Origin of the sequence: Cryobacterium sp. PH31-AA6, assembly GCF_030063195.1 — a bacterium.
Taxonomy (GTDB): Bacteria; Actinomycetota; Actinomycetes; order Actinomycetales; family Microbacteriaceae; genus Cryobacterium.
The window spans coordinates 1-21,485 of the sequence record NZ_JASISS010000037.1 but is presented as its reverse complement, the minus strand read 5'-3'; the positions used below and the strand labels follow the sequence as shown (position 1 = coordinate 21,485).

Sequence of the window (21,485 nt, the reverse complement as noted above, 5' to 3'; positions counted from 1 at the left end):
GCGCAACCAGGAACCCCAGTGGAACACTCACGGCATCGAGGCCCAGCCCTCAACCGCGCCCGAAACCCAGAAACCCAATCAAACCGAAATCACGATTCCACCAGCGGTCGACCGGTGGATTCAGGTTTAGTCGGGGACGACGGTCTCGGGATCGTCGTCGGCGTTGGCCGATGCGTGGTGCACATCCTTGACCGTCACGTCGACGGCGGTCACCTGCATGCCCACGATCGTGAGGATCGCGTCGGTGATCGCGTCCCGCACCTCGGCGGCGACGGTCTGCAGCTCGTGGGGATACTCCACGATCAGGGCCACCTCGACCGTGACCCGGCCCTCGTCGACGTCGATGCTCACGCCCTGGGTCAGGTCGGTGCCGGTGAGGGCATCGCGGATCGCGCCGAGCGCCCGCACGCCATTTCCGCCGAGGGCGAAGACCCCGGGCACCTCCCGAGCGGCGATTCCGACGATCTTCGCGATGACGCCGTCGGCGATGACGGTCTTGCCGCCGCCGGTGGTTGCCGCGGCTTCGAATGCGGTGGTGTCAACGATGGTGAACTCCAGTCTCTCGCGGGGCCTGGCGGCCGGGACAGGGGCGTGCCCACCCGGAATGGGCGGCGACCGGGCTCGGTCATCTACTAAGACGTTAGCCGGGACGGATTCGTCACGTCCAAGTTGCGAAAATTTCCGGCGGGTGCCCGGGCGGAGGAAGAAAGGCAACCCCGGACCGGAATATAGCCTGAGTTACGCTTAAATGCGCTCGGAAATTCATAAACTCGCGGGCCCCCAGGCAACACCCACGGAGGTCCTCGTGCTCGAAAAGTCACTGCCGGTCGTCATCCAGGGCGGAATGGGAATGGCGGTGTCCTCGTGGATGCTCGCCCGCACGGTCTCCCAGACCGGCCAGCTCGGCGTCGTGTCCGGGATCGCCCTCGACACGGTGCTCACCCGCAGGCTGCAGGACGGCGACCCGGCCGGGGACATCCGCCGTGCCCTCGCCGCGTTCCCGGTGCCGTCGATCGTCGAACGGGTACTGGCCCGGTTCTACCTGGCCGAAGGCCGCCCGGAGGGTGGCTCCTACCTGCCCGTGCCCAAGCTCTCGCTGCACCCCACCCGGGAACAACAGGAGCTGAGCGTGCTGGGCAACTTCGTCGAGGTCTGGCTGGCGAAGGAAGGTCACACTGGAATGGTCGGGATCAACTACATGGAGAAGGTGCAGCTGGCCACTCCGGCCGCCGCGCTGGGCGCGATGCTGGCCGGCGTCGACTATGTGCTGATGGGGGCGGGAATCCCGAGGGAAATTCCGCACCTGCTCAACGAGTTCGCGGCGGGCCGGACGGGCTCGGTCACCATCGACGTGTCCGGCTCGGAATCCGTGCACACCGTCGGCGTCGACCCCGTTGGCCTTCTCGGCGAGGCGATACCGGCCCTGCACCGACCGCAGTTCCTCGCGATCGTCGCCGCACATGTGCTCGCCTTCTACCTCGCCAGGGACGAAGAGATCCGCCCCGACGGCTTCATCATCGAGGGCCCGACGGCCGGCGGGCACAACGCGCCGCCGCGCGGCCGGCTGACTCTGGACGACGACCGGCAGCCCGTCTACGGCCCCCGCGACGATGCCAACCTCGAGAAGATCGCCGCGCTCGGCCTGCCGTTCTGGCTCGCCGGCGGCTACGGCCGGCCCGAACGGGTGGCCGAGGCCCTTGCGGCCGGCGCGGCCGGCGTGCAGGTCGGCACCCTGTTCGCGCTCAGCCGGGAGTCCGGCCTCGCCGACACCCTGCGTGATGCCGTGCTCGATCGCCTCGACGACGGCGAACTGTCGATCCGAACGGATGCCGCGGCCTCGCCGACCGGCTTCCCGTTCAAGGTCGCCCAGTTGCCGGGAACCCTCTCGGTCGCTGCCGTCTACGACGAACGGGTGCGGCTCTGCGACCTGAGTTACCTGCGCGAACCGTACGAGCGTAAGGACGGGGTCGTCGGCTTCCGATGCCCGAGTGAGCCCGTGCACATGTACGTGCGTAAGGGCGGCGCCGTCGAGGACACGGTCGGCCGTGCCTGCCTGTGCAACGCGCTGACCGCGACCGTCGGCCTGGGCCAGACCCGCAAGACCGGCTACGTCGAGTCGTCGCTACTCACCCTGGGCAACGACATCGAGGGTGCCGCGGTGCTCCGCGCCGCCCACCCGGACGGCTGGGGCGCGGCGGACGTCGTCGCCTGGCTGCTCGCCGAAGCCCCCGTCACCGCCTAATCCGGGCCGAGAGTCCGAATGCCGCGCTGAGTCCCGGAGAACGCACCTTCGTCGTGCCCGTGAGGGTGGTTTCTCCGCAACTCACCCGCCTCAGCCCTGGGCGGTGACGTCGAAGACCACCGTGAGGGTGTGACTCTGCCCGGGATTGAGCCGCACCCGGTTCTCCCGCACGTTTGCCGACTCGACGCACACCATCCGGGTCCACTCGTCGTCGCCGAAGTCACCCATCGAGGCGGCCTTGGCGATCCACGGGTTCCAGACGATCCTGCTGTTCGACTCGTCGGTGCTGATTGACACGGTGCGCCCCGAGCCGTCGACCACCGCGGTTGCGGCGTTGTGGTCCAGGTAGATCCGGTCCGTTTCGGCGGCGAACCGTACCGGCCCGGTCTCGGTCTCGATCGACATTGCGGCGAGTTGGTTGATGAAGGGCGCACTCTCCAGGCCGGTCACTTCGGTGTCGCGGATGTCGTCCACGGCCAGGTAGGTGTGCAGCGCCTCCTCGTAGCTGACGGCATCCGTGTCCCGGTTCGTGATCGTGAGCGCGAGGGACAGCCCGGCGCCGACGGTCACCGTGTACAGGGCCTCGAAGCGGTGCGGCCAGGCCGAGGCGCGGGTGGCCGGGCTGTCCGCCAGGCGCAGGGTGACGGCTACCCCGTCATGCTCCTCGCGGGCATCGACGAGTTCCCACTCGGCCAGCCTGGCGAAGCCGTGCGCCGGAGCGGCGGGGTCGGTCGGGTTCGCCCCGAACCACGGGAAGCAGATCGGCACGCCGCCGCGGATCGCCTTCGCCTCGGTGAACAGGCTGGCCGCGCTCAGCCAGATCACCGGCCGCCCACCGGTCGGTGTCCACGAGGTGAGGTGAGCACCGTGCAGGTACAGCTCGGCCGATCCGGCCGGGCCGGCAACGCGCACGACGGGCAGCCCGCCATCGCCGGTTTCCAGGCGAACGGATGCCGGCAGTGCGGCCGGGTCGATAGGTGCGGGTATCAAGGGGCCTCCAGAATGTTGGCAGCGCAAACGCCGAACTCCAGTTTCGCAGAATCCCCCGGCTCCGCGAGGAAAATGCCCGTGGCGGCGAGCGGTCCGGCGGGCTACCGTGTGAACCGAACCATCGTGCTCCAGCCAACCAGGAGGTTGCGGATATGTCAGGACCCACCGACCCGCCCGAACCGGGCTTCGTCCCTGCCCCCGACGGCCAACCGGGTTCCGTCCCCGTCCCCGACGGCCTGGCGCAATCCGCAACGGACCGGGACTGGGCCCGCAGCAGACTCGAACGCCGCCGCAAGCTCGGCGATTCCGTCGTGGCGTACCTGGTGATCAACTCGTTCCTGATCGGCATCTGGGCGGTCATCGGCCAGGGCTATTTCTGGCCGGGCTGGGCCCTCGCCGGCTGGGGTGTCGCACTGATCCTCGAGATCTGGAGCCTGTTCTCCCACCGGCCCATCACGAACGCCGACATCGACCGGGAAATGCGCAAGGGTCACTAGGCGCTGGTTCAAGCTGGCGCGTGCAATAGGAATGGAGCATGAGATGGCGAAAAAACAGTGGAGTGACCTCAGCGGCGGGCAGCGGGTGGCAACGGTCCTGGGGGCGGTGGTGCAGTTCGCCCTCGCGGCCGCGGCCTGGTCCGACCTGGCGGAGCGTCCGGCCAAGCTCGTCAACGGCAAGAAGGGAGTCTGGGCCGTGCTCATCGCGGTGAATTTCATCGGTCCGATCTCCTATTTCTTGCTGGGGCGCCGAACTCACCGCTGAGGCCCGAACGCCGGCGGGCCGGGGGAATAGTCTGGGTGTGATTCGTCGTGTCGCCGGGCGGCACGGTCGCGGTCGAGGCTCTGGACCGCGGGACGGGTCGGAAGGACGGGCAATGTGACTCACCTCGACACCGCTCATCGGCAAGGCAGGCAGAGCGTTCAGGGCGGCGGCCACGACCATGCGATCGAAGCCGTGGGTCTGAGCAAGACCTTCGGCCGCACCCACGCACTGCGGGAGGTCAGTTTCACGGTCCCGCGCGGCAGCGTCTTCGGGGTCATCGGGCCCAACGGCGCCGGGAAGACCACCACCATGCGCGCGCTGCTGGACATCATCCGCCCGACCTCGGGGCACGCCACCGTGCTGGGAGCGGATTCGCGCCACGCCGGACCAATGATCCGACGAAGGATCGGTTTCCTCCCCGGCGACCTCATCCTCGAGGGCCGGATCACCGGCCGCCGCCTCCTGCAGCACTACGCCGATATCTCCGGGCCCGTGCCGCGCGGCTACATCGACGAACTCGCGGAGCGCTTCCGGCTCGACCTCGACAGCCATGTACGCAAGCTGTCCCGAGGCAACCGGCAGAAACTGGGCCTCGTGCAGGCATTCATGCACAAGCCTGAGCTGCTCGTGCTCGACGAACCCACCAGCGGTCTCGACCCGCTGATGCAGCAGGAGTTCCTCGGCCTGATCAAGGAGGTTCGCGAGGCCGGCCAGACCGTATTCCTCTCCTCGCATGTGATCAGCGAGATCCAGCAGGCGGCCGACGAGGTGGCCATCCTCCGCGACGGCCGAATCGTGACGATCGCCAGCGTCGAGCAGCTGCGCACGACCGCGGTGCGTCACCTGCGGATGAGGGCCACCGGCATCCCGCCGGCCGCACTGACCGAACGCCTCGAACGCCTCGACGGGGTGGCCGGCCTCGTCTGCACCGCGCGCGGCTCGGGCGCCACCGAGGCCGTCGCCACCCTCGAGGGGGCGATCCGGCCCTTCATCCAGGCCGTCTCCTCCCTCGCGCTGACCGACCTCGTGCTCGAAGAACCCGACCTCGAAGAAGCGGTGCTCGCTCTGTACACGGCACCGGCCGCATCCGTCACAAGGGTTCAGGCCGAGCCGCGGGACCGTTCATGACCACCGCAACGCCCCACCGTCACACCGAGGGTCCGGATGCCGCCGCCGCGGCCGGCCAGGAATTCATCCGCCGGGCGCCGCTGCCGATCTTCGGCAAGGCCTTCACCGATGGCTGGCGCGCCATCATCGGCTGGGCCGTCGGTTTCGCGGCGGCGGTCTTCCTCTATCTGCCGCTGTTCCCGACCATGTCGGTGGCCACCATCTTCGGCCTGATCGGGTTCGCCCTGATCAGCATTGCCGCGATCGGCTGGGGCGCGGCCGCCCTGGGCGGCGACGAGGAGTCCGGCCAATTGGAGCTCACCCTCGCGCACGGCGTCACCCGCACGGAGGTCGCCGTGCAACGGTTCGCGGCGATGTCCCTGAAGATCATCCTGGTTTCCGCGGTGGTCTTCCTCCTCGTGCTCGCGGTGAACGGCCCCGCCGAACTCGACCTGAACGTGCTCTACCTCTTCCAGACCTCCGTCATCTTCGCCGGGTTGGCCCTGCTCAGCGGGAGCGCGGCGATGTTCTTCGGCGCAGTGTCCGGCCGCAAAGTGTGGGGAATCGGGGGAGGGGCGTTCGTGGCCGTGGTCGGCTACGTGCTCAATGCGATCGGCAATCAGAGCGCCGACGTGGAGTGGCTGCACGCACTCTCGCCGTACTACTGGGCTTACGGGAACAACCCGTTGGCGAACGGCGCCGACTGGCTCACGATGGTGGCCTTCTTCGGTGGCTCCCTGCTCGTCGGCGCGGCCACGGCCATGGTGCTCCGCCGCCGCGACATCGGGGTCTAATCGGACGACAGCGGCGCCGAGACCGGAGTTTTTCGCGACACGCGGGTTGCAGTGTCCACGGATGCAACCGGTCGCGAAAAACTCCGCCCGGCCGGGCTCGGGGGTCGCGCGGCCCGATCGCGCCGCGACCTACCCCACGCGTGAGGCGAAGATATCGCTCGCCGGGCTGGGCGAGACGCTCCCGGGCGGGTTGGCCGCGGCGCCATTCGCCTTGGCGAAGAATGCCAGGAAGTCGCCATTCGAGTGGGTCAGGCCTTCGTAGTCACCCACGAAGTAACCGCGGGCATTGGCGCCGCTCGACATGTCGAAGTCGGCACCCACCTTCGTCTCCTGCCAGGTTGCGCCGTCGTCGTGCGAGTGCAGCAGCCAGGTGCTGGTGACCAGGGGAATTCCGGCGTCGTCGTTGCGGAAGTCGTAGTACAGCACACCGATGCTGCCGTCGGGCAGCACATGTACCCGTGGGGTGAAGGCGCTCGTGGAGTGGACCGGGTTGATGGCGTAGGACATCGTGGTCCAGGTTGCGCCCCCGTCGGTGGACTTCGCGAAGGCGATCTGGTCTCGTGCGTTTCCGGTGCTGCGGGCATCCTGCCAGGCCGCGTAGACCTCCTGGTGTCCCGCACGCTGGTCGCTCGCCCAGGACGGGATGATGTCGCCGGTGCGGACCGGACCGCCGAAGGTCGGGTCTGTCACCCCGACGCTTCTCAACTTGTCGACGATCGTTGCGGTCGACCAGGTCGCGCCCTTGTCGCTGGAACGTTGGATGGCGACGTTTGTGCCGCGCACGGACTTTGCGTTCTTGAAGTTATAGATCAGGTCGAACCCGTTCACCAGGGTCCCCGTTCCGGTGACCACGATCTCACTGCCGATGGTCTGGTTGATCGTGCCCGGATCGAAAATCTTGCGCGCGGCTTCCCAGCTTGCGCCGCCATCCGTGGTGCGAGCGAACCAGGTCGGCCCGTGGTAGCCGACGGCGTGCTCGCCCGCCACCCGAGACGCCCGTTCATTGGGGAACTCGAGCCGGTCCCAGACCGCGTACACATAACGAGAGGAGGTCGGGTCGGCGGTGATCGAGTTTTTGTCGTTGAAGACGTTGGGATTCGTGTCCCGCTTGAGCACGGCGTTGGGGCCCCAGGTCGCGCCGCCATCGGTCGACTTGCTGACCAGAAGGGAGTTCTCGCCGCTCAGAGTCTGGTTGAAGCTGAGGGCGAAGGCATAGGCGGAACCGTCCGGTGAAACGCTGACCCAGGGGTCGGTCGAGCGCTCGTAGTCGCCGCCGTTGGCCGCGGTGCCTCCGGTGCACCGTGAAAACGCCGGCTGCGTCGCGGACGGCTGCCAGGTGTCGCCGCCGTCCGTGGAGTACCCGAAGTACGTGGCGTTGGAACCGCCGTCAGACCACCGGTCCTGCTGCCAGCCGCCGACGAGATTGTTTTCATTCGCCGGGTTGACGGCGACGAAGGGTTCAAGTTCCGTGCCGGGGAAGTTGGTTCCCACCTGAGCGGAACCCGGGACACCGTTGCAGGGAGGACCGTCGGCATCGGCCCCGGAAAAGGGGCTGCCGACCGAACTCACCCGAACGGGCGCACTCGCACCGAGGCTTCCGGCCACCGCCGCGGTGGCGGGGACTGCGGCAACGGCGAGAGCGCAGGCCATGACGACCAGGGCCCGCCTTCCGGTTGCCCCAGCCCGGGGATGACGTGGTTCGCTGTTCTCATTCATCCGGGGTTCTCCTTTGAACTCGGTCCATTGAACGAAGGGAACATTATCCCCAACAGTCACATCACGCTAGACCTCGTCCGATCGTCGGTGGCGGACTAACCTGTCCGCATGTGCGGACGCTTTGCTATGGACAAGGACACCGACGATCTGATCCGCGAGTTCCTCGCGTCCGGCGGCGACTTGCGGGACTGGCGGCCGTCGTACAACATCGCGCCGACCGACCTCGTTCCCGTCGTGCGCGAGTGGGCGCATGACGGCGCCGTCACCCGGGTGGTCGACGGGGCAACCTGGGGGCTGGCTCCAGCCTGGGCGGCCGATGCGAAGGGCGACGGGAGAGCCGGGCCGCGGCCCGCCGCCCGGCGAGCACCGATCAACGCGCGCCTCGAGACCGTGGCCACCAACGGCCTATTCCGAGCCTCCTTCGCCTCCCGACGGTGCATCGTGCCGATGACCGGATACTACGAATGGGAGGAACGACCAGACGGAAAACAGCCTCACTTCATCCACGGTGACGGGCTGCTCGCGGCGGCCGGAGTCTATGCCGGGCGGCAGGAGCCGGATGGAACCTGGTCGCACAGCATGGCCGTGATCACCCGGGAGGCGCGCGACGCCTCCGGCGAGATCCACGACCGGATGCCCGCGTTCCTCACCAGGGAGGCCTGGGATGAGTGGCTCCGACCGGGCAAGCTCGACGACCCCGAGGCGACGCTCGGGCTGCTTGAGGAGTCGTCGTTGACGGTGGCGAAGGCCATCACGAGCCATCCGGTCTCGCGCCGCGTCAACAACGCGAGAGTTCCCGACGCCTACAAAGAGGATCCGGCGCTGATTGCACCGGTGGATGCCTGAACGCGATCTCGCGCAAGCCTCGCGAACGATTCGGCCTGGTTAGACAGCGGGCCGCAGGGGCACCAGGATCGAGAAGCTGGATCCTTGCCCTTTCCCGGGTGACGCCGCCGTCACGTCCCCGCCGTGTGATCGCGCAATTTCTCGCGCGATAGTCAGACCGATCCCCGATCCGGCCGACCGGCGGGCCTGGCCCGGCGCACGGTAGAACCGCTCGAAGACACGCTCCAGGTCGTCCGCGGCCAGGCCCACGCCGGTGTCACTCACGACGACCTCGCCCCGGTCGCCCACACTACCCGCGGTGATCGTGACCGTACCGCCCGCCGGGGTGGCATGGAGGGCGTTCCCCAGCAGGTTGGTCAGGACCTGGGTGATCCGGTCCGGGTCCACCTGCACGGGGAGCGTAGAGTCGGCGTCGATGTTGAGGGTGACGCCCGAATCGTCGAACTGAGACGCGAGGCGTGCAGCGGCGCTGCGGGCAAGGTCAGCTAGGTCAGCCTCGACCGGATGCAGGTCAAGGCGTTGCTCCTGCGCGCGTGAGAGGCTGGACAGGTCGTCGGAGAGCCGGTGCAGGCGGCGCAGTTCCTCGCTGAGGGAGCCGAACGTGTCGGGGGTGGCTGGGAACACGCCATCGATCAGCCCCTCGGCGTAGCCGTCCAGGACGGTCAGCGGTGTTCTCATCTCGTGGGCGACTTCCCCGAGCAGTCGGGTGCGCCGGGACTCCGTGTCGGCCAAGGCCTGGGCGAGCGTGTTGACGTCGGTGGCCAGTGCCGCAAGTTCCGGCTCGGAGGGGACGGGGACCCGGCCTCCATACTTGCCCGCAGCAATCAGTTTCGTTGCCGCCCGCACGGCGTTGAGGGGGCGGAGCAGGCGACCGGTGACGGCCGCCGCCACAACTCCGGCGGTGACGACACTGGCCAGCACGCCGACGATCAGCGAGGTGGTGAGCGCGGAGAGGAAGGCGGATCGCACGCTCGTCGCATCCATGCCGCCCATGGACATGTTGGTGCCGGTGCTGTTCATGATCATGCCCAACTGTTCATCGAACAGGCGTGGGGCGAGCAGCGAGATGGTCAGAAAGGCCACGCCGCCGCCGACCAGGGCGACGGTGGCGTAGGAGATGAACAGGCGCAGGGAGAGGCGCATTGTCATTGGGGCCGGCCCACGAACTTGTAGCCCACTCCGCGCACAGTGGCGATCAGGTGGGGGTCGCCGGCGTCGTCGCCGAGTCGCGCCCGCACACTGCGGATGTGGACATCGACGACGCGCTCGTCGCCGTAGAAGTCGTAGCCCCAGACCTTCTCGAGCAATTGGGCCCGAGAGAATACTCGCCCGGGGGCGGCGGCGAGTGCGGCGAGAAGGTCGAACTCCAGGCTCGAGAGCACAACTGGCGTCCCGTGTACCTCGACTTCACGGTTGACCGGGTGCACGGATAGGCCGTCGAAGCGAAGCAGGGGGTCTGCCTCGGTCCGGTCTCCTCGGTTGTCACGGCGCAGCATTGCCTTCACCCGGGCCGTGACTTCTCGTGGGCTGAACGGTTTGGTCACATAATCGTCCGCCCCCACCCCGAGCCCGACGAGCTTGTCGAGCTCCTCCGCCCTCGCAGTGACGAGGATCACGTACGCGTCGCTGAAGCTGCGCAACTGCCGGAGAACCTCCAGGCCATCGATCCCCGGCAGCATCACGTCAAGGAGAACGAGGGAGGGAGGGTCAGTACGGAGTGCCGCCAGCGCCTCAGCGCCGTCTGCGGCCTCTGCGACGTCATAGCCTTCCGCCTCCAGATAGCCGCACAGGACTGTCCGGATCTGCGGTTCATCGTCGACAACCAGGACCTTCTGCATGGCTCACCCCTTTGTTCTGATTATCGCCGCACCGACGCCGCGCAGCGCCGACGCAACTCATCGAGGATGGACGTCACCTGGCCTTGTCGTTGAGTACCTTCAACCGTTCCCGGTATTCCACCTCGTTCAATTCACCCTTCGCGAAGCGATCGTCCAGGATCTGACGCGCCTGACTCCGCTCGCCTCGTCCCGAGTCGACCGGGCCGTCTCCGCCGCGACCACCGCGATCCGGTCCGCCCGCAAAAGCCCGTATTGCCCAGACGACCAGCACGACGACTGCGGCGAGAATGAGCAGCCCGACCGGCCACCCCCACGCCATGTTGTTTCCGTTTCCCCACATCATGTCTTCTGCTCCTTGGATCTTGTCCGTTGTTGATTGTGAACGTGCCCGGGTGCCGGGCCGCGGTTTCAGGACACGGTCAGCTCGCTGTACATTCCGGCCCGGTAGTGGCCGGGGAGGTTGCAGACAACTTCGTAGCGTCCCGGCGCCAGCTTCAGCGTGACCCAGCCGGAGGACCCGGGAGCGATTCCCTCGCCGGCGCCGGCGGAACAGTTGGAGGATGCCTCGCCGAGATTGCCGTCCTCATCAGCCTGGCCTTCACCTGAAACCGACCGAGTGCCGACGCTCTGCGAATCTGACAGGGGGAGGACGACCAGCTCGTGGTCGATGTTGCCATCGTTGGTCGCCAGGAAGGTCACGGAACCGTGAGCGACCTGTGCTTGATCGAGTCTCAAACCCATCACTCCACTCGACATTCCCGAGTCGCCGCTACCGCCCATCATGCCGGTGTCGTTGCCCATCATGGGGCCGCCCATGTCCGTGAGGGCCACGTTCACGACGGTCCCTGGCAGCTGCGGGGTCACGCAGGAGGATCCGGAAGCGAACCAGGACGGGGATTGCCCGGCGTTGAATGCATTGCCCGCGCCGAGGAACAGCCCGGTCAGGCCAACGATAGTCAGGGTCCCGCCGGCGATCGCAGTGAGAATTGCTGTTTTCTTGCGCATGATCTACTCCTTATACCGCGTGGCGGCGGCCATCCCCGAGCCCATTCCTGGGGTCGAGTCTGAGTCCGTCCCGGCGCCGGCGTGCATGCCGGCACCCGCGCCAAATCCCACGCCCATCCCCATTTCATCACCACGGGCGTGGGTCGCGGTCATCATCGCTTCGATGCGGCTCTTCATGTGCGCTACGACCGCCGCCTTCTGACCAGAGGTCAGGGCGCTGTCGGAGTCGAGATTGCTCTCGAGCGCCGCGACCATCGCGTCTTCGAGACCGGAATTCGATTTGCCCTGGCTTCCGGCGACGCCCGCGAGCGACTTGCCTGACTGCAAATGGTCCTGCAAGTCGGCCCGGCTCAGGCCGAGGAACTTCGCGGCCGCGGTCATCGGCGAGTTCTGACCGAATCCCATGCCGGCCATGTGCCCGAACTCGGGTGAGCCTACGCCCTGCGAGTTCCCCGAGCCCGGCGGTGGTGTCGTGCCGCGCTCTGTCGCTGCTTGCGCGGCGACAACGCCCCCAACGGTGAGTGTTCCGACAAGTCCGAGCCCTATGAGGCCGAGGGTCATTTTCTTTCGATTGATATTCATTTTCATCAACCCCTTCACGTTCAGACACCCGGTCGGTGTCTACACACCAGCATGTTGACGGGGTATGAAGCGTCGGCCCCTGGAAATGTGAAGGTTTGATGAAACGTGTCGACCGGCCGCACAGTGTGGTCTTGCGACTCCAGGCGGTATTTCGTCGCCAGAAGACGGCGGCAGGCCCGTGTCATCGGGGGGCATGGGGACGGACGCGCAAAGGGAGCGGGTCTGCGCAGCGGAGTTCACGATACGCCGGTGACACTTTGCACTTCACTTGCGTGGTTATCCTCGCCCAGGATAACGACGCGAGCGCAGGCGATCGGCGTCTTGTGGAGTTCCTGAAGACGTCTCAACCGGTGACGGATGACGAGTGAGCGGATGACGGGAATCGAACCCGCGCTATCAGCTTGGGAAGCTGAAGTTCTACCATTGAACTACATCCGCGCGCCTGGTGACGGGGTACGCCCGCACCGAACCGTGCCAGCATATCAACTCCACGCCGTTAGGCTGGACCCGTGCTGCTCTCGGATCGCGATATCAAGGCTGAAATCGACGCGGAACGAATCCGGTTGGAGCCGTACGCGCCCGACATGATTCAACCGTCGAGCATCGATGTGCGCCTCGACGGCTTCTTCCGTCTCTTCGACAACCACAAGTATCCGTACATCGACCCGGCCGAGGACCAGCCCGACCTCACCCGGCTGATCGAGACTCCCCGGGACGAGCCGTTCATCCTGCACCCGGGCGAGTTCGTGCTCGGCGCCACCTACGAGCAGGTGAGCCTCCCCGACGACATCGCAGCCCGCCTCGAGGGCAAGAGTTCGCTGGGCCGGCTCGGCCTGCTGACGCACTCCACGGCCGGATTCATCGACCCCGGCTTCACCGGTCACGTCACGCTCGAACTGAGCAACGTCGCCACCCTGCCGATCAAGCTGTGGCCCGGCATGAAGATCGGCCAGCTCTGCTTCTTCCGGCTGAGCTCACCGGCGGAGCGGCCGTACGGTTCGAGCGAGTACAGCTCGCGCTACCAGGGCCAGCGCGGGCCGACGGCATCACGGTCGTTCCTGAACTTTCACCGCACGGATGTCAGGGTCTCGACGAGCTCGACCACCGAGGCCTCGACCTCCAGGGCGACCACTGCCGGGTAGTCCGTTCATACGGATGCAACACGTGCCCGGTAAAATCAGATCATGACCACCACCGTGCCCCGTTTCTCCGACGCTCTGATCGCGCCCGGCCCGACACCCGAGTACCCGGGACGGATGCGCCGCTTCGGCCAGCTCGTCGGCACCTGGGCGGCCAAGGGGACACGGCTCGACGAGACGAGCGGCGAGTGGCGTGAACGCGACTTCACCTGGATCGTCGACTTCGTACTCGACGGTCGCGCGGTGCAGGACATCGAGGTCGTCGTCAGCGACACCGATCCGTCCGGGTACGAGACGGTTGCGACGGCCATCCGCGTCTACGATCCGCACGCCGGCCTCTGGCGGGTCAGCTACTTCGCGCCGAAGACCGGGGAATACTGCCACCTCGTCGCCACACCGCACCGCAATGGGCTGCGCCAGGACGGAACCGGCACCGATGGGCGGCCGATCCGCTGGAACTTCGTCCTGGTCACCGAGGACAGCTACACCTGGGAAGGCTGGGTGTCCGACGACGAGGGCGCGACCTGGCTGCTCGTCGAGCACAACGAGGCCACCCGCATCCGTTGAGTTAGCGCGCCCTCAGGCTAAAGGGAGAAGGGGAAGCCGAGGTCCTCTGGGTAGTCGCCGAGGGCGGTGAGCTGCGCGGCGGAACGCTGCAGGGCCGCGAGCGTGAGGCCGAGCGAGCCGGGGCCGAAGCTGACCCGGGACACGCCGAGTTCCGCGAGGCGGGCCAGGGGCACTGCCCCCGGATGCCCGATCACCGAAACCCGGCCGTTGACCTCGTCGAGGGCGCGCTTGACCTTGTTCTCGTCGTTCAGGCCGAGGAAGAAGATGACATCCGCGCCGGCGTCGAGGTAGGCATTGGCGCGTTCGACGGCCTCATTCCACTCGCCGCCGCCGGCGAGGGTGTCGACGCGGGCATTGATCACGAGCGGGACCCCGGTCGCCTCCGCGGCGGTGCGGGCGGCGGAGACCCGGGCGGCCGCGGTGGGGATGTCGTACTGAGGTGCCTTCGACGCGCCGATGGAGTCCTCGAGGTTGATGCCGACGGCGCCGGACTCCTCGATCAGTCGGCGCACGTTGCGGGCCACGCCGGCGGCATCCGGGGCGTAGCCCTTCTCGAAGTCAACCGAAACCGGCAGATCCACCGCATCGACGATCAGGCGTGCCGCAATGATGGCCTCATTCACGCTGAGTCCCTCACCGTCGGGCAACCCGCGCACGTTCGACACCGAATGCGACGCCGTCGCGAGGGCCGTCACGCCGGCGGTCTCCGCCACGATCTTCGCGGTGATGGCGTCCCAGACGTTCGTGACAATCAGCGGCGTCCCCGTCACGTGCAACGCGTTGAGGAGTTCGGCCTTCTGGATCTGCAGTGTAGTCATCCCCCCAGACTGACAACAATCATCCGTCCAGACGAGAGTTCAGCGTACGCCCAGTAAACAAACAGGCTGCGGTCAGCCGATCTGGTCCTGCTTCGCCTTCACCGGAATCAGCACGATCAGGCCGACGAGCAACACGAGCACGATGCCGAGAATGCCCCAGTAGGTCTCGCCGAAGATCGTCACCATCAGGGCGAACATGGTCGGGGCGAGGAAGCTCACCGCGCGGCCGGTCGTGGCGTAGAGGCCGAAGACCTCGCCCTCGCGCCCCGGCGGGATCAGCCGGGCCAGGAACGTGCGGCTGGCCGACTGGGCCGGGCCGACGAAGAGGGTCAGGGCGAGACCGGCGGTCCAGAACACGATCTGGCCGCCGTCGTGCAGGAAGAAAACGAGCCCGCCACAGACGATCAGCCCGACCAGGGCGGTCACGATGACCGGTTTCGCGCCGAGCCGGTCGTCGAGTGCGCCGACGCTGATGGTGGCGATGCCCGCGACGACGTTGGCGGCGATCGCGAAGATGATCACCTCGCCGGGTGAGAACCCGAAGACGGATGCCGCGAGTACCCCGCCGAAGGTGAAGACCCCGGCCAGGCCGTCCCGGAACACCGCGCTCGCGATCAGGAAGTACACCGTGTGGCGGCTGGTCTTCCAGAGCCGGGCGATGTCCTGGCCGAGCACCAGATAGGAGCGGAGGAAGCCGACGCGTTCCCGTCGCACCGTGGCGGGGGAGTGATATTCGGGCACGGCGAACAGCACCGGCAGGGCGAACAGCCCGAACCAGGCCGCCGCGATGAGCATCGCGACCCGCACCGAGAGGCCGTTCTCGCCGGTCACGCCGAACAGGCCGACCTCGGGCTGGATGAAGCCGAAGTAGACGATCAGCAGGAGCACGATCCCGCCGATGTAGCCCATTCCCCAACCGAACCCGCTGACCTTGCCGATCGTGCGTGGGGTGGAGACCTGGGCGAGCATGGCGTTGTAATTCACGCTGGCGAACTCGAAGAACACGTTGCCCGCGGCCACCAGGAACAGCCCCATCAGCAGGAAGTCGGGCGACGCCTGCACGAAGAACATCGCCGCGGTGATCGCGACGACGATGAACGTATTCACGCCGAGCCAGAGCTTTCGCCGCCCGGAGGTGTCGGAGCGCTGCCCGGTGATCGGTGCGAGCACGGCGACCAGGAATCCGGCGATCGCCAGGGCCCAGCCGAGCTGCGCCGAGATCACGTCCTTGTCGCCGAATGCGGACCCCGTGATGTACACGGTGAAGACGAAGGTGGTGACGACGGCATTGAAGGCCGCGGAGCCCCAGTCCCAGAAACTCCACGCCACCACGCGGCGGCGACTCGTCTCGTGTGGCAACACCTCGGCATCCGTGCCGCCCTGCGCAATCCCGGTCATGCGCCCAGAGTAGTGCGCGGCGGCCACCAATCGGGATAAACCTCAAAGTTGAGTCACTCACACTCAACTTTCAGCTGGCTGGCTTGACTCGGATTTCCCGTGGTGCCACACTTGAGTCACTACCGCTCAACTCTGGATGATCATACCGATTGTCCCGCTGAGCACACACTTTGAAGGAGAACGCACACATGGCCCGTGCAGTAGGCATCGACCTCGGAACCACCAACTCTGTGGTGGCCGTCCTCGAGGGTGGAGAACCCACCGTCATCGCAAACGCCGAAGGCTTCCGGACCACCCCATCGGTGGTCGCCTTCACCAAGGACGGCGAGGTGCTCGTTGGCGAAACCGCCAAGCGCCAGGCCGTCACCAACGTCGACCGCACCATCGCTTCGGTCAAACGCCACATGGGCACCGACTGGAACGTCGGCATCGACGACAAGAAGTACACCCCGCAGGAGATCTCGGCCCGCATCCTGGCCAAGCTCAAGCGCGACGCCGAGGCGTACCTGGGCGACAAGGTGACGGATGCCGTCATCACCGTTCCGGCGTACTTCAACGACGCCGAGCGCCAGGCCACCAAGGAGGCCGGAGAGATCTCGGGCCTCAACGTGCTCCGCATCATCAACGAGCCGACCGCCGCCGCACTCGCCTACGGCCTCGACAAGGGCAAGGAAGACGAGCTCATCCTGGTCTTCGACCTCGGTGGCGGAACCTTCGACGTCTCCCTGCTCGAAGTGGGCAAGGACGACGACTTCTCCACGATCCAGGTTCGGTCCACCTCGGGCGACAACCGCCTCGGCGGCGATGACTGGGACCAGCGCATCGTCGACCACCTGGTCAAGAAGTTCAAGGAAACCACCGGCGTCGACGTCTCCAAGGACAAGATCGCCAAGCAGCGCCTCAAGGAAGCCGCAGAGCAGGCCAAGAAGGAACTGTCCTCGAGCATGTCGGCCAGCATCCAGCTGCCCTACCTCTCGCTGACCGAAAACGGACCGGCCAACCTCGACGAGACGCTCACCCGCGCCCAGTTCGAGAAGATGACCGAGGACCTGCTCGACCGCACCAAGAAGCCCTTCCAGGACGTCATCCGTGAGGCCGGCATCAAGGTGGGCGACATCGCTCACGTTGTGCTCGTCGGTGGATCGACCCGTATGCCCGCCGTCTACGAGCTCGTCAAGGCCGAGACCGGCGGCAAGGACCCGAACAAGGGTGTCAACCCGGACGAGGTCGTCGCCGTCGGCGCCGCACTCCAGGCCGGCGTGCTGAAGGGCGAGCGCAAGGACGTTCTGCTCATCGACGTCACCCCGCTGAGCCTCGGCATCGAGACCAAGGGCGGCATCATGACGCGCCTCATCGAGCGCAACACGGCCATCCCGACCAAGCGCAGCGAAACGTTCACCACGGCAGACGACAACCAGCCCTCCGTGGCGATCCAGGTCTTCCAGGGCGAGCGCGAGTTCACCCGCGACAACAAGAACCTGGGCACGTTCGAGCTGACCGGCATCGCGCCGGCGCCGCGCGGCATCCCGCAGGTCGAGGTCACCTTCGACCTCGACGCCAACGGCATCGTGCACGTGTCCGCCAAGGACAAGGGCACCGGCAAGGAGCAGTCGATGACCATCACCGGCGGTTCGTCGCTGGCGAAGGAAGACATCGAGCGCATGGTGCGCGAGGGCGAGGAGCACGCCGCGGAGGACAAGCGCCGCCGCGAGGCCGCCGAGACCCGCAACACCGCCGAACAGCTCGCCTACTCGATTGAGAAGCTGATCAAGGAGAACGACGAGAAGCTTCCCGAGGACGTCAAGACCGAGGTTCAGGCCGACGTCGACGAGCTCAAGTCCGCACTCGCCGGAGACGACGACGCAGCAGTGAAGACCGCGTTCGACAAGCTCAACGAGAGCCAGGGCAAGCTCGGCGAGGCCATCTACAAGACCAGCCAGGAGGAGGCCGCAACGCCTCCCGCCGACGGCGGAGAGCCGACGGCCGAGTCCGGCAACCCCGATGAAGACGTCGTTGACGCCGAGGTTGTCGACGACGAGGATGACGCCTCCACCAGCTCGGAAACCAAGTAGCAATGGCAGACGACAAGCGTCCAGAGGGTGAGCCGTTCGAGGAAGGGGCACCCGCTGAGGGTGCCCCCGGGGCGGACGCCGCTGCGGAGACCGGTTCTCCGGCCGACGGGATCGACGAGGACGAACTCACCGTCCAGGACATCCTCGACGCCGCCGAACGGGAAACCTCCGCACCGGCCGATGAGCACCTCGCGGACCTGAAACGGGTCACCGCGGAGTACGCGAACTACCGTAAGCGCACCGAGGCGAACCGCGAGGTCGAGCGGGAGCGCGTCACCGTGGATGTCGTCAAGGGCCTGATTCCGGTGCTCGACGACCTCGATCGCGCCGAGAAACACGGCGACCTCGTCGCCGACACGGCGTTCAGCACGATTGCCGCCAAACTGCGGGCCAGCGTGGAGCGCCTCGGCGTGAAGCCGTTCGGCTCGGTGGGGGAGCCGTTCGACCCGAACGTGCACGAGGCGATCCACCAGATGCCCAATTCGGACATCGAGGTGGACACCGTCGGCGATGTGGTCGAGACCGGCTACTTCCTCGGCTCGACGCTCCTGCGTGTGGCCAAGGTCGTAGTTCAGGTACCGAGCGATGGCTAGCCAAGACTGGTTTGACAAGGACTTCTACAAGGTTCTGGGTGTGGCGAAAGATGTCACCCCGGCCGAACTGAAGAAGGCGTACCGGAAGCTGGCGCGCAAGTACCACCCGGACTCCAACCCGGGCAACCCGGCGGCCGAGGCCAAGTTCAAGGAAATCAGCGAGGCCCACTCGGTGATCGGCGACCCTGCCCAACGCAAGGAATACGATGCCGTACGCGCCATGGGCGGTGGAGCACGCTTCACCGCCCCCCGGGCCGGCGGCGGCGGCGGGCAGGCCGGCGGGTTTGACGACGTGTTCGGCGGCATGTTCGGTGGAGGAGCCCGGCAACAGGGTTACTCCTACGAGCAGGGCGGCTACGACGATCTCCTCGGCGGCTTGTTCAACCGGGGCGGCGGCGGTGGCGGTGGGTTTGGCAGCTCGAGCGGCGGCTACCGCGGCTACGGCGGACCCACTCGCGGACGGGACGTCATCGCCTCGACCACCGTCGACTTCATCACGGCCACCCACGGCGACCAGATCACGCTGCAGACCCAGGACGGCCGCGCGATCAAGGTCAAGATCCCGGCCGGGGTCGCCGATGGCCAGAAGATCAAACTCCGCGGCCAGGGGCAGCACAGCCCCGACGGCGGCGAATCCGGTGACATCGTGCTCACGGTCTCGGTGCGCAAGCACCCGGTCTTCGAGCGCGATGGCCTCAACCTCAGGGTGTCCGTTCCGGTCACCTTCGTCGAGGCCACGCTGGGAGCGACGATCGAGGTGCCGACCCTCGGCGGTCCGCCGGTCAAGCTGCGGATCGCCCCCGGCACCCCGAGCGGGCGCATCCTGCGCGTCAAGGGGCGAGGAGTGGTGACCCCGAAGGGCACCGGCGATCTACTGGCCGAGGTGCAGGTGGCTGTGCCGTCGCACCTGTCCAAGGACGCCGAGGCAAAACTCGAGGCGTTCGCGGCCGCCCTGCCCAAGGAGAACCCGCGTGACGATCTCCTGTCGAAAGCGAGAGATTAGCGGTGGATGAGAACACCCGGGTCTTCGTGATCTCGCTGGCGGCAGAACTTGCCGGCATGCACCCGCAGACGCTGCGCCAATACGACCGCCTGGGGCTGGTGAGTCCCGACCGTACCCCCGGTCGGTCGCGCCGGTACTCGATGCGGGACGTGGCGAAGCTGCGCGAGATCGCGGACCTGGGTGCGGAGGGGGTGAGCCTGGAGGGGATCCGGCGCATCCTCGAATTGGAAGACCACGTTCGTGGGCTCGAATCCCGACTGCGTGAACTCGAGACGGCTCTCGCCGACGAACTGCTCAACCGTCCGGGCCGCCGAGTCTTCGCGGCCGGCTCGGCCGGTGAGGTCATCTCGATGCGCGCCGGCACCCGCACCAGGCGTTCAAACCAGATCGTGATCTGGCGCCCGCTCGACCACAAGGAGTAGCACCGGATGTCGCACCTGACCGGGGCGGCCGGCCCGCCTCCTCTCTTTGCCTTCGACCGGCTGCGACGCTACCCGGATGTCGAGGCGGACAACCTCTTCGCCGTGGACGCGAGCGATCGGCTGATCCTTGACGAGGCGGCCGAGGCCCTCGCCCTGGCGGCCCCCGGCGAGGTCGTGGTGATCGAAGACCGTTACGGCGCCCTCACCCTCGGCGCGGCGCACGGCGGAGCTCGCGGGGTCCGGGTGCACCAGGACGTGCTCTCCGGGGAACTCGCCCTCGCCCACAATGCGACCGACGCCGGCCTGAGCGCAGCGTTTCGGTCGCTTGGGCTCACGGAGGAACTCGTGGCGGGGGCCAGGGTCGTGCTGTTGCAGCTCCCGCGCAGCCTGTCGGCCCTCGATGAGATCGCGGCCGTCATTGCCCGGCATGCCGCCCCGGACGTCACCGTTTTCGCCGGAGGCCGGATCAAGCACATGGCGCCGGCGATGAACGGCGTGCTCGCCCGCCACTTCGCCCGGGTGGACGTATCTCCGGCCCGCCAGAAGTCCCGGGTGTTGATCGCGAGCGGGCCGATCCGCCCGACCGAGCCCGGGAGCGACCCGGACTGGCCGCGTTCCCAGCGTCACGACGACCTCGACATCACCGTTTGTGCGCACGGGGCCGCCTTCGCCGGAACAACCGTTGACATCGGTACCCGGTACCTGCTCGAGTTCCTCGACCGCATGCAGCCGGGAGCCCGAACGGCGATCGACCTCGGGTGCGGCACCGGGGTGCTCGCGGCCGGCCTGGCACTGCACCGGACAGACCTCACCGTCATCGCCTCGGATCAGTCGGCCGCCGCCGTCGCGTCGGCGCGCGCCACCATGATCGCGAACGGGGTCTTCGACCGCGTGAGCGTGATCCGGGACGACGTGCTCGCGAGCCAACCGGATGCCTCGGCCGAGCTGATCGTGTTGAACCCGCCCTTCCACGTCGGAGCGTCGGTCCACGCCGGCATCGCCCTCAAGCTCTTCGATGATGCCGCCAGGGTGCTCGCACCGGGAGGAGAACTCTGGACGGTCTGGAACACCCACCTCGGCTACCGTTCCGCACTCACCCGCATAGTCGGACCCACCCACCAGGTGGGCCGGAACACCAAGTTCACGGTCACCGTTTCCACCCGTGTCTGACCTGTCAGGCCCCGTCCATTTGCGGGTGAACGGGCCGGTACTGAGCGCGCCCCAGACCCGACACGCCCGGGATGTAGTCGTGAGTTGCGGCCCCCCGGGATTCACCGTAATGTCATTCAAGTCACCCCACAGGTTCGGAAAGCGGAAGTGCTTACCGGCCTCAAGCGGGACCAATCCCAAGTCAAAATCTGCCAGTCAGATTCTGTCTTGATGATGTTGCATTGAGCCCCTTCACAGGGACCGAATACAACAACACGAAACAACAGGAAGAGCCCCGAAGCGACAGCCCATTTGGGCCTGAAGTTGGGTGCGTCCGATCCTTGAGAACTCAACAGCGTGCACAATGTCAAATGCCAAAAACCTCGGCCGTAGGGCTCCTTTCTAGGGGGTACCGCGGAAGAGATTCCTTTGGAAAACATTT

The 21,485-nt window shown here is 66.9% G+C and carries 23 protein-coding genes and 1 tRNA gene; 13 read left to right on the top strand and 11 right to left on the bottom strand.

What is annotated here, in order from left to right; genetic code table 11:
- Positions 1-126: 126 nt before the first annotated feature.
- Positions 127-714, bottom strand: coding sequence for an Asp23/Gls24 family envelope stress response protein (locus QMG61_RS16315; protein WP_283495396.1), 588 nt, complete (start codon positions 712-714; stop codon positions 127-129).
- A gap of 91 nt (positions 715-805) precedes the next feature.
- Between QMG61_RS16315 and QMG61_RS16310 the strand changes: the two genes are divergently transcribed.
- Positions 806-2,242 (top strand): nitronate monooxygenase, encoded by a 1,437-nt coding sequence (locus QMG61_RS16310; protein ID WP_349358676.1) that lies wholly within the window; start codon positions 806-808, stop codon positions 2,240-2,242.
- Positions 2,243-2,332: 90 nt separating this feature from the next.
- On the opposite strand, the gene QMG61_RS16305 is transcribed toward QMG61_RS16310, so the two are convergent.
- A complete protein-coding gene (locus tag QMG61_RS16305) occupies positions 2,333-3,232 on the bottom strand; it encodes a D-hexose-6-phosphate mutarotase (RefSeq protein WP_283495395.1) in 900 nt (299 codons plus the stop codon).
- Positions 3,233-3,384: 152 nt separating this feature from the next.
- On the opposite strand from QMG61_RS16305, the gene QMG61_RS16300 reads away from it, so the two are divergent.
- From QMG61_RS16300 to QMG61_RS16285, 4 genes are all read left to right on the top strand, one after another.
- Entirely contained in the window at positions 3,385-3,729 is a 345-nt protein-coding gene (locus tag QMG61_RS16300; RefSeq protein ID WP_283495394.1) for a 2TM domain-containing protein, read from the top strand.
- 43 nt (positions 3,730-3,772) lie between these two features.
- Entirely contained in the window at positions 3,773-3,994 is a 222-nt protein-coding gene (locus tag QMG61_RS16295; protein ID WP_283495393.1) for a PLDc N-terminal domain-containing protein, read from the top strand.
- Between the two features lie 114 nt (positions 3,995-4,108).
- The gene (locus QMG61_RS16290) at positions 4,109-5,122 is read left to right on the top strand and encodes an ABC transporter ATP-binding protein (protein ID WP_349358673.1); all 1,014 of its coding nucleotides are present in this window, start codon (positions 4,109-4,111) and stop codon (positions 5,120-5,122) included.
- Entirely contained in the window at positions 5,119-5,895 is a 777-nt protein-coding gene (locus QMG61_RS16285) for an ABC transporter permease (protein WP_283495392.1), read from the top strand. Before QMG61_RS16290 ends, QMG61_RS16285 begins: the two co-directional genes overlap by 4 nt.
- A 129-nt stretch (positions 5,896-6,024) precedes the next feature.
- On the opposite strand, the gene QMG61_RS16280 is transcribed toward QMG61_RS16285, so the two are convergent.
- Positions 6,025-7,611: a sialidase family protein gene (locus QMG61_RS16280; protein WP_283495391.1), complete on the bottom strand. Its 1,587-nt coding sequence runs from the start codon at positions 7,609-7,611 to the stop codon at positions 6,025-6,027.
- 108 nt (positions 7,612-7,719) lie between these two features.
- On the opposite strand from QMG61_RS16280, the gene QMG61_RS16275 reads away from it, so the two are divergent.
- Positions 7,720-8,457: an SOS response-associated peptidase gene (locus QMG61_RS16275; protein ID WP_283495390.1), complete on the top strand. Its 738-nt coding sequence runs from the start codon at positions 7,720-7,722 to the stop codon at positions 8,455-8,457.
- 39 nt (positions 8,458-8,496) lie between these two features.
- Here the strand turns inward: QMG61_RS16275 and QMG61_RS16270 are convergent, their stop codons facing one another.
- The 6 genes from QMG61_RS16270 to QMG61_RS16245 form a co-directional block, all read right to left on the bottom strand.
- Positions 8,497-9,606, bottom strand: coding sequence for a sensor histidine kinase (locus tag QMG61_RS16270; RefSeq protein ID WP_283495389.1), 1,110 nt, complete (start codon positions 9,604-9,606; stop codon positions 8,497-8,499).
- Positions 9,603-10,295: a response regulator gene (locus QMG61_RS16265; protein WP_283495388.1), complete on the bottom strand. Its 693-nt coding sequence runs from the start codon at positions 10,293-10,295 to the stop codon at positions 9,603-9,605. The genes QMG61_RS16270 and QMG61_RS16265 overlap by 4 nt, the downstream gene beginning before the upstream one ends.
- Positions 10,296-10,368: 73 nt before the next feature.
- The gene (locus QMG61_RS16260; protein WP_283495387.1) at positions 10,369-10,638 is read right to left on the bottom strand and encodes an SHOCT domain-containing protein; all 270 of its coding nucleotides are present in this window, start codon (positions 10,636-10,638) and stop codon (positions 10,369-10,371) included.
- 65 nt (positions 10,639-10,703) lie between these two features.
- Positions 10,704-11,300, bottom strand: coding sequence for a sulfocyanin-like copper-binding protein (locus tag QMG61_RS16255; protein ID WP_283495386.1), 597 nt, complete (start codon positions 11,298-11,300; stop codon positions 10,704-10,706).
- 3 nt (positions 11,301-11,303) lie between these two features.
- The gene (locus tag QMG61_RS16250) at positions 11,304-11,900 is read right to left on the bottom strand and encodes a hypothetical protein (protein WP_283495385.1); all 597 of its coding nucleotides are present in this window, start codon (positions 11,898-11,900) and stop codon (positions 11,304-11,306) included.
- Positions 11,901-12,249: 349 nt separating this feature from the next.
- Positions 12,250-12,320, bottom strand: a tRNA-Gly gene (locus QMG61_RS16245).
- A gap of 71 nt (positions 12,321-12,391) precedes the next feature.
- Between QMG61_RS16245 and dcd the strand changes: the two genes are divergently transcribed.
- Together dcd and QMG61_RS16235 are read left to right on the top strand one after the other, a co-directional pair.
- Positions 12,392-13,024: a dCTP deaminase gene (dcd, locus tag QMG61_RS16240; protein ID WP_283495384.1), complete on the top strand. Its 633-nt coding sequence runs from the start codon at positions 12,392-12,394 to the stop codon at positions 13,022-13,024.
- A gap of 42 nt (positions 13,025-13,066) precedes the next feature.
- Positions 13,067-13,588: a hypothetical protein gene (locus QMG61_RS16235; RefSeq protein WP_283495383.1), complete on the top strand. Its 522-nt coding sequence runs from the start codon at positions 13,067-13,069 to the stop codon at positions 13,586-13,588.
- Positions 13,589-13,605: 17 nt separating this feature from the next.
- On the opposite strand, the gene QMG61_RS16230 is transcribed toward QMG61_RS16235, so the two are convergent.
- Both QMG61_RS16230 and QMG61_RS16225 read right to left on the bottom strand, forming a co-directional pair.
- Complete coding sequence (locus QMG61_RS16230) at positions 13,606-14,406, bottom strand: isocitrate lyase/PEP mutase family protein (protein ID WP_283495382.1); 801 nt, start codon at positions 14,404-14,406, stop codon at positions 13,606-13,608.
- A gap of 72 nt (positions 14,407-14,478) precedes the next feature.
- Entirely contained in the window at positions 14,479-15,804 is a 1,326-nt protein-coding gene (locus QMG61_RS16225) for an MFS transporter (protein WP_283495381.1), read from the bottom strand.
- Between the two features lie 188 nt (positions 15,805-15,992).
- Between QMG61_RS16225 and dnaK the strand changes: the two genes are divergently transcribed.
- The 5 genes from dnaK to QMG61_RS16200 are packed head-to-tail and all read left to right on the top strand — an operon-like array spanning position 15,993 to position 21,064.
- Positions 15,993-17,876 (top strand): molecular chaperone DnaK, encoded by a 1,884-nt coding sequence (dnaK, locus tag QMG61_RS16220; protein WP_283495380.1) that lies wholly within the window; start codon positions 15,993-15,995, stop codon positions 17,874-17,876.
- A gap of 2 nt (positions 17,877-17,878) precedes the next feature.
- Positions 17,879-18,469: a nucleotide exchange factor GrpE gene (locus QMG61_RS16215; protein ID WP_283495379.1), complete on the top strand. Its 591-nt coding sequence runs from the start codon at positions 17,879-17,881 to the stop codon at positions 18,467-18,469.
- On the top strand, positions 18,462-19,472 hold the full coding sequence (locus QMG61_RS16210; protein WP_283495378.1) for a DnaJ C-terminal domain-containing protein: 1,011 nt from the start codon (positions 18,462-18,464) through the stop codon (positions 19,470-19,472). Before QMG61_RS16215 ends, QMG61_RS16210 begins: the two co-directional genes overlap by 8 nt.
- A 2-nt stretch (positions 19,473-19,474) precedes the next feature.
- Positions 19,475-19,894, top strand: coding sequence for a heat shock protein transcriptional repressor HspR (locus tag QMG61_RS16205; protein WP_283495377.1), 420 nt, complete (start codon positions 19,475-19,477; stop codon positions 19,892-19,894).
- A gap of 6 nt (positions 19,895-19,900) precedes the next feature.
- Complete coding sequence (locus QMG61_RS16200; protein ID WP_283495376.1) at positions 19,901-21,064, top strand: class I SAM-dependent methyltransferase; 1,164 nt, start codon at positions 19,901-19,903, stop codon at positions 21,062-21,064.
- The last annotated feature ends 421 nt before the right edge of the window (positions 21,065-21,485 follow it).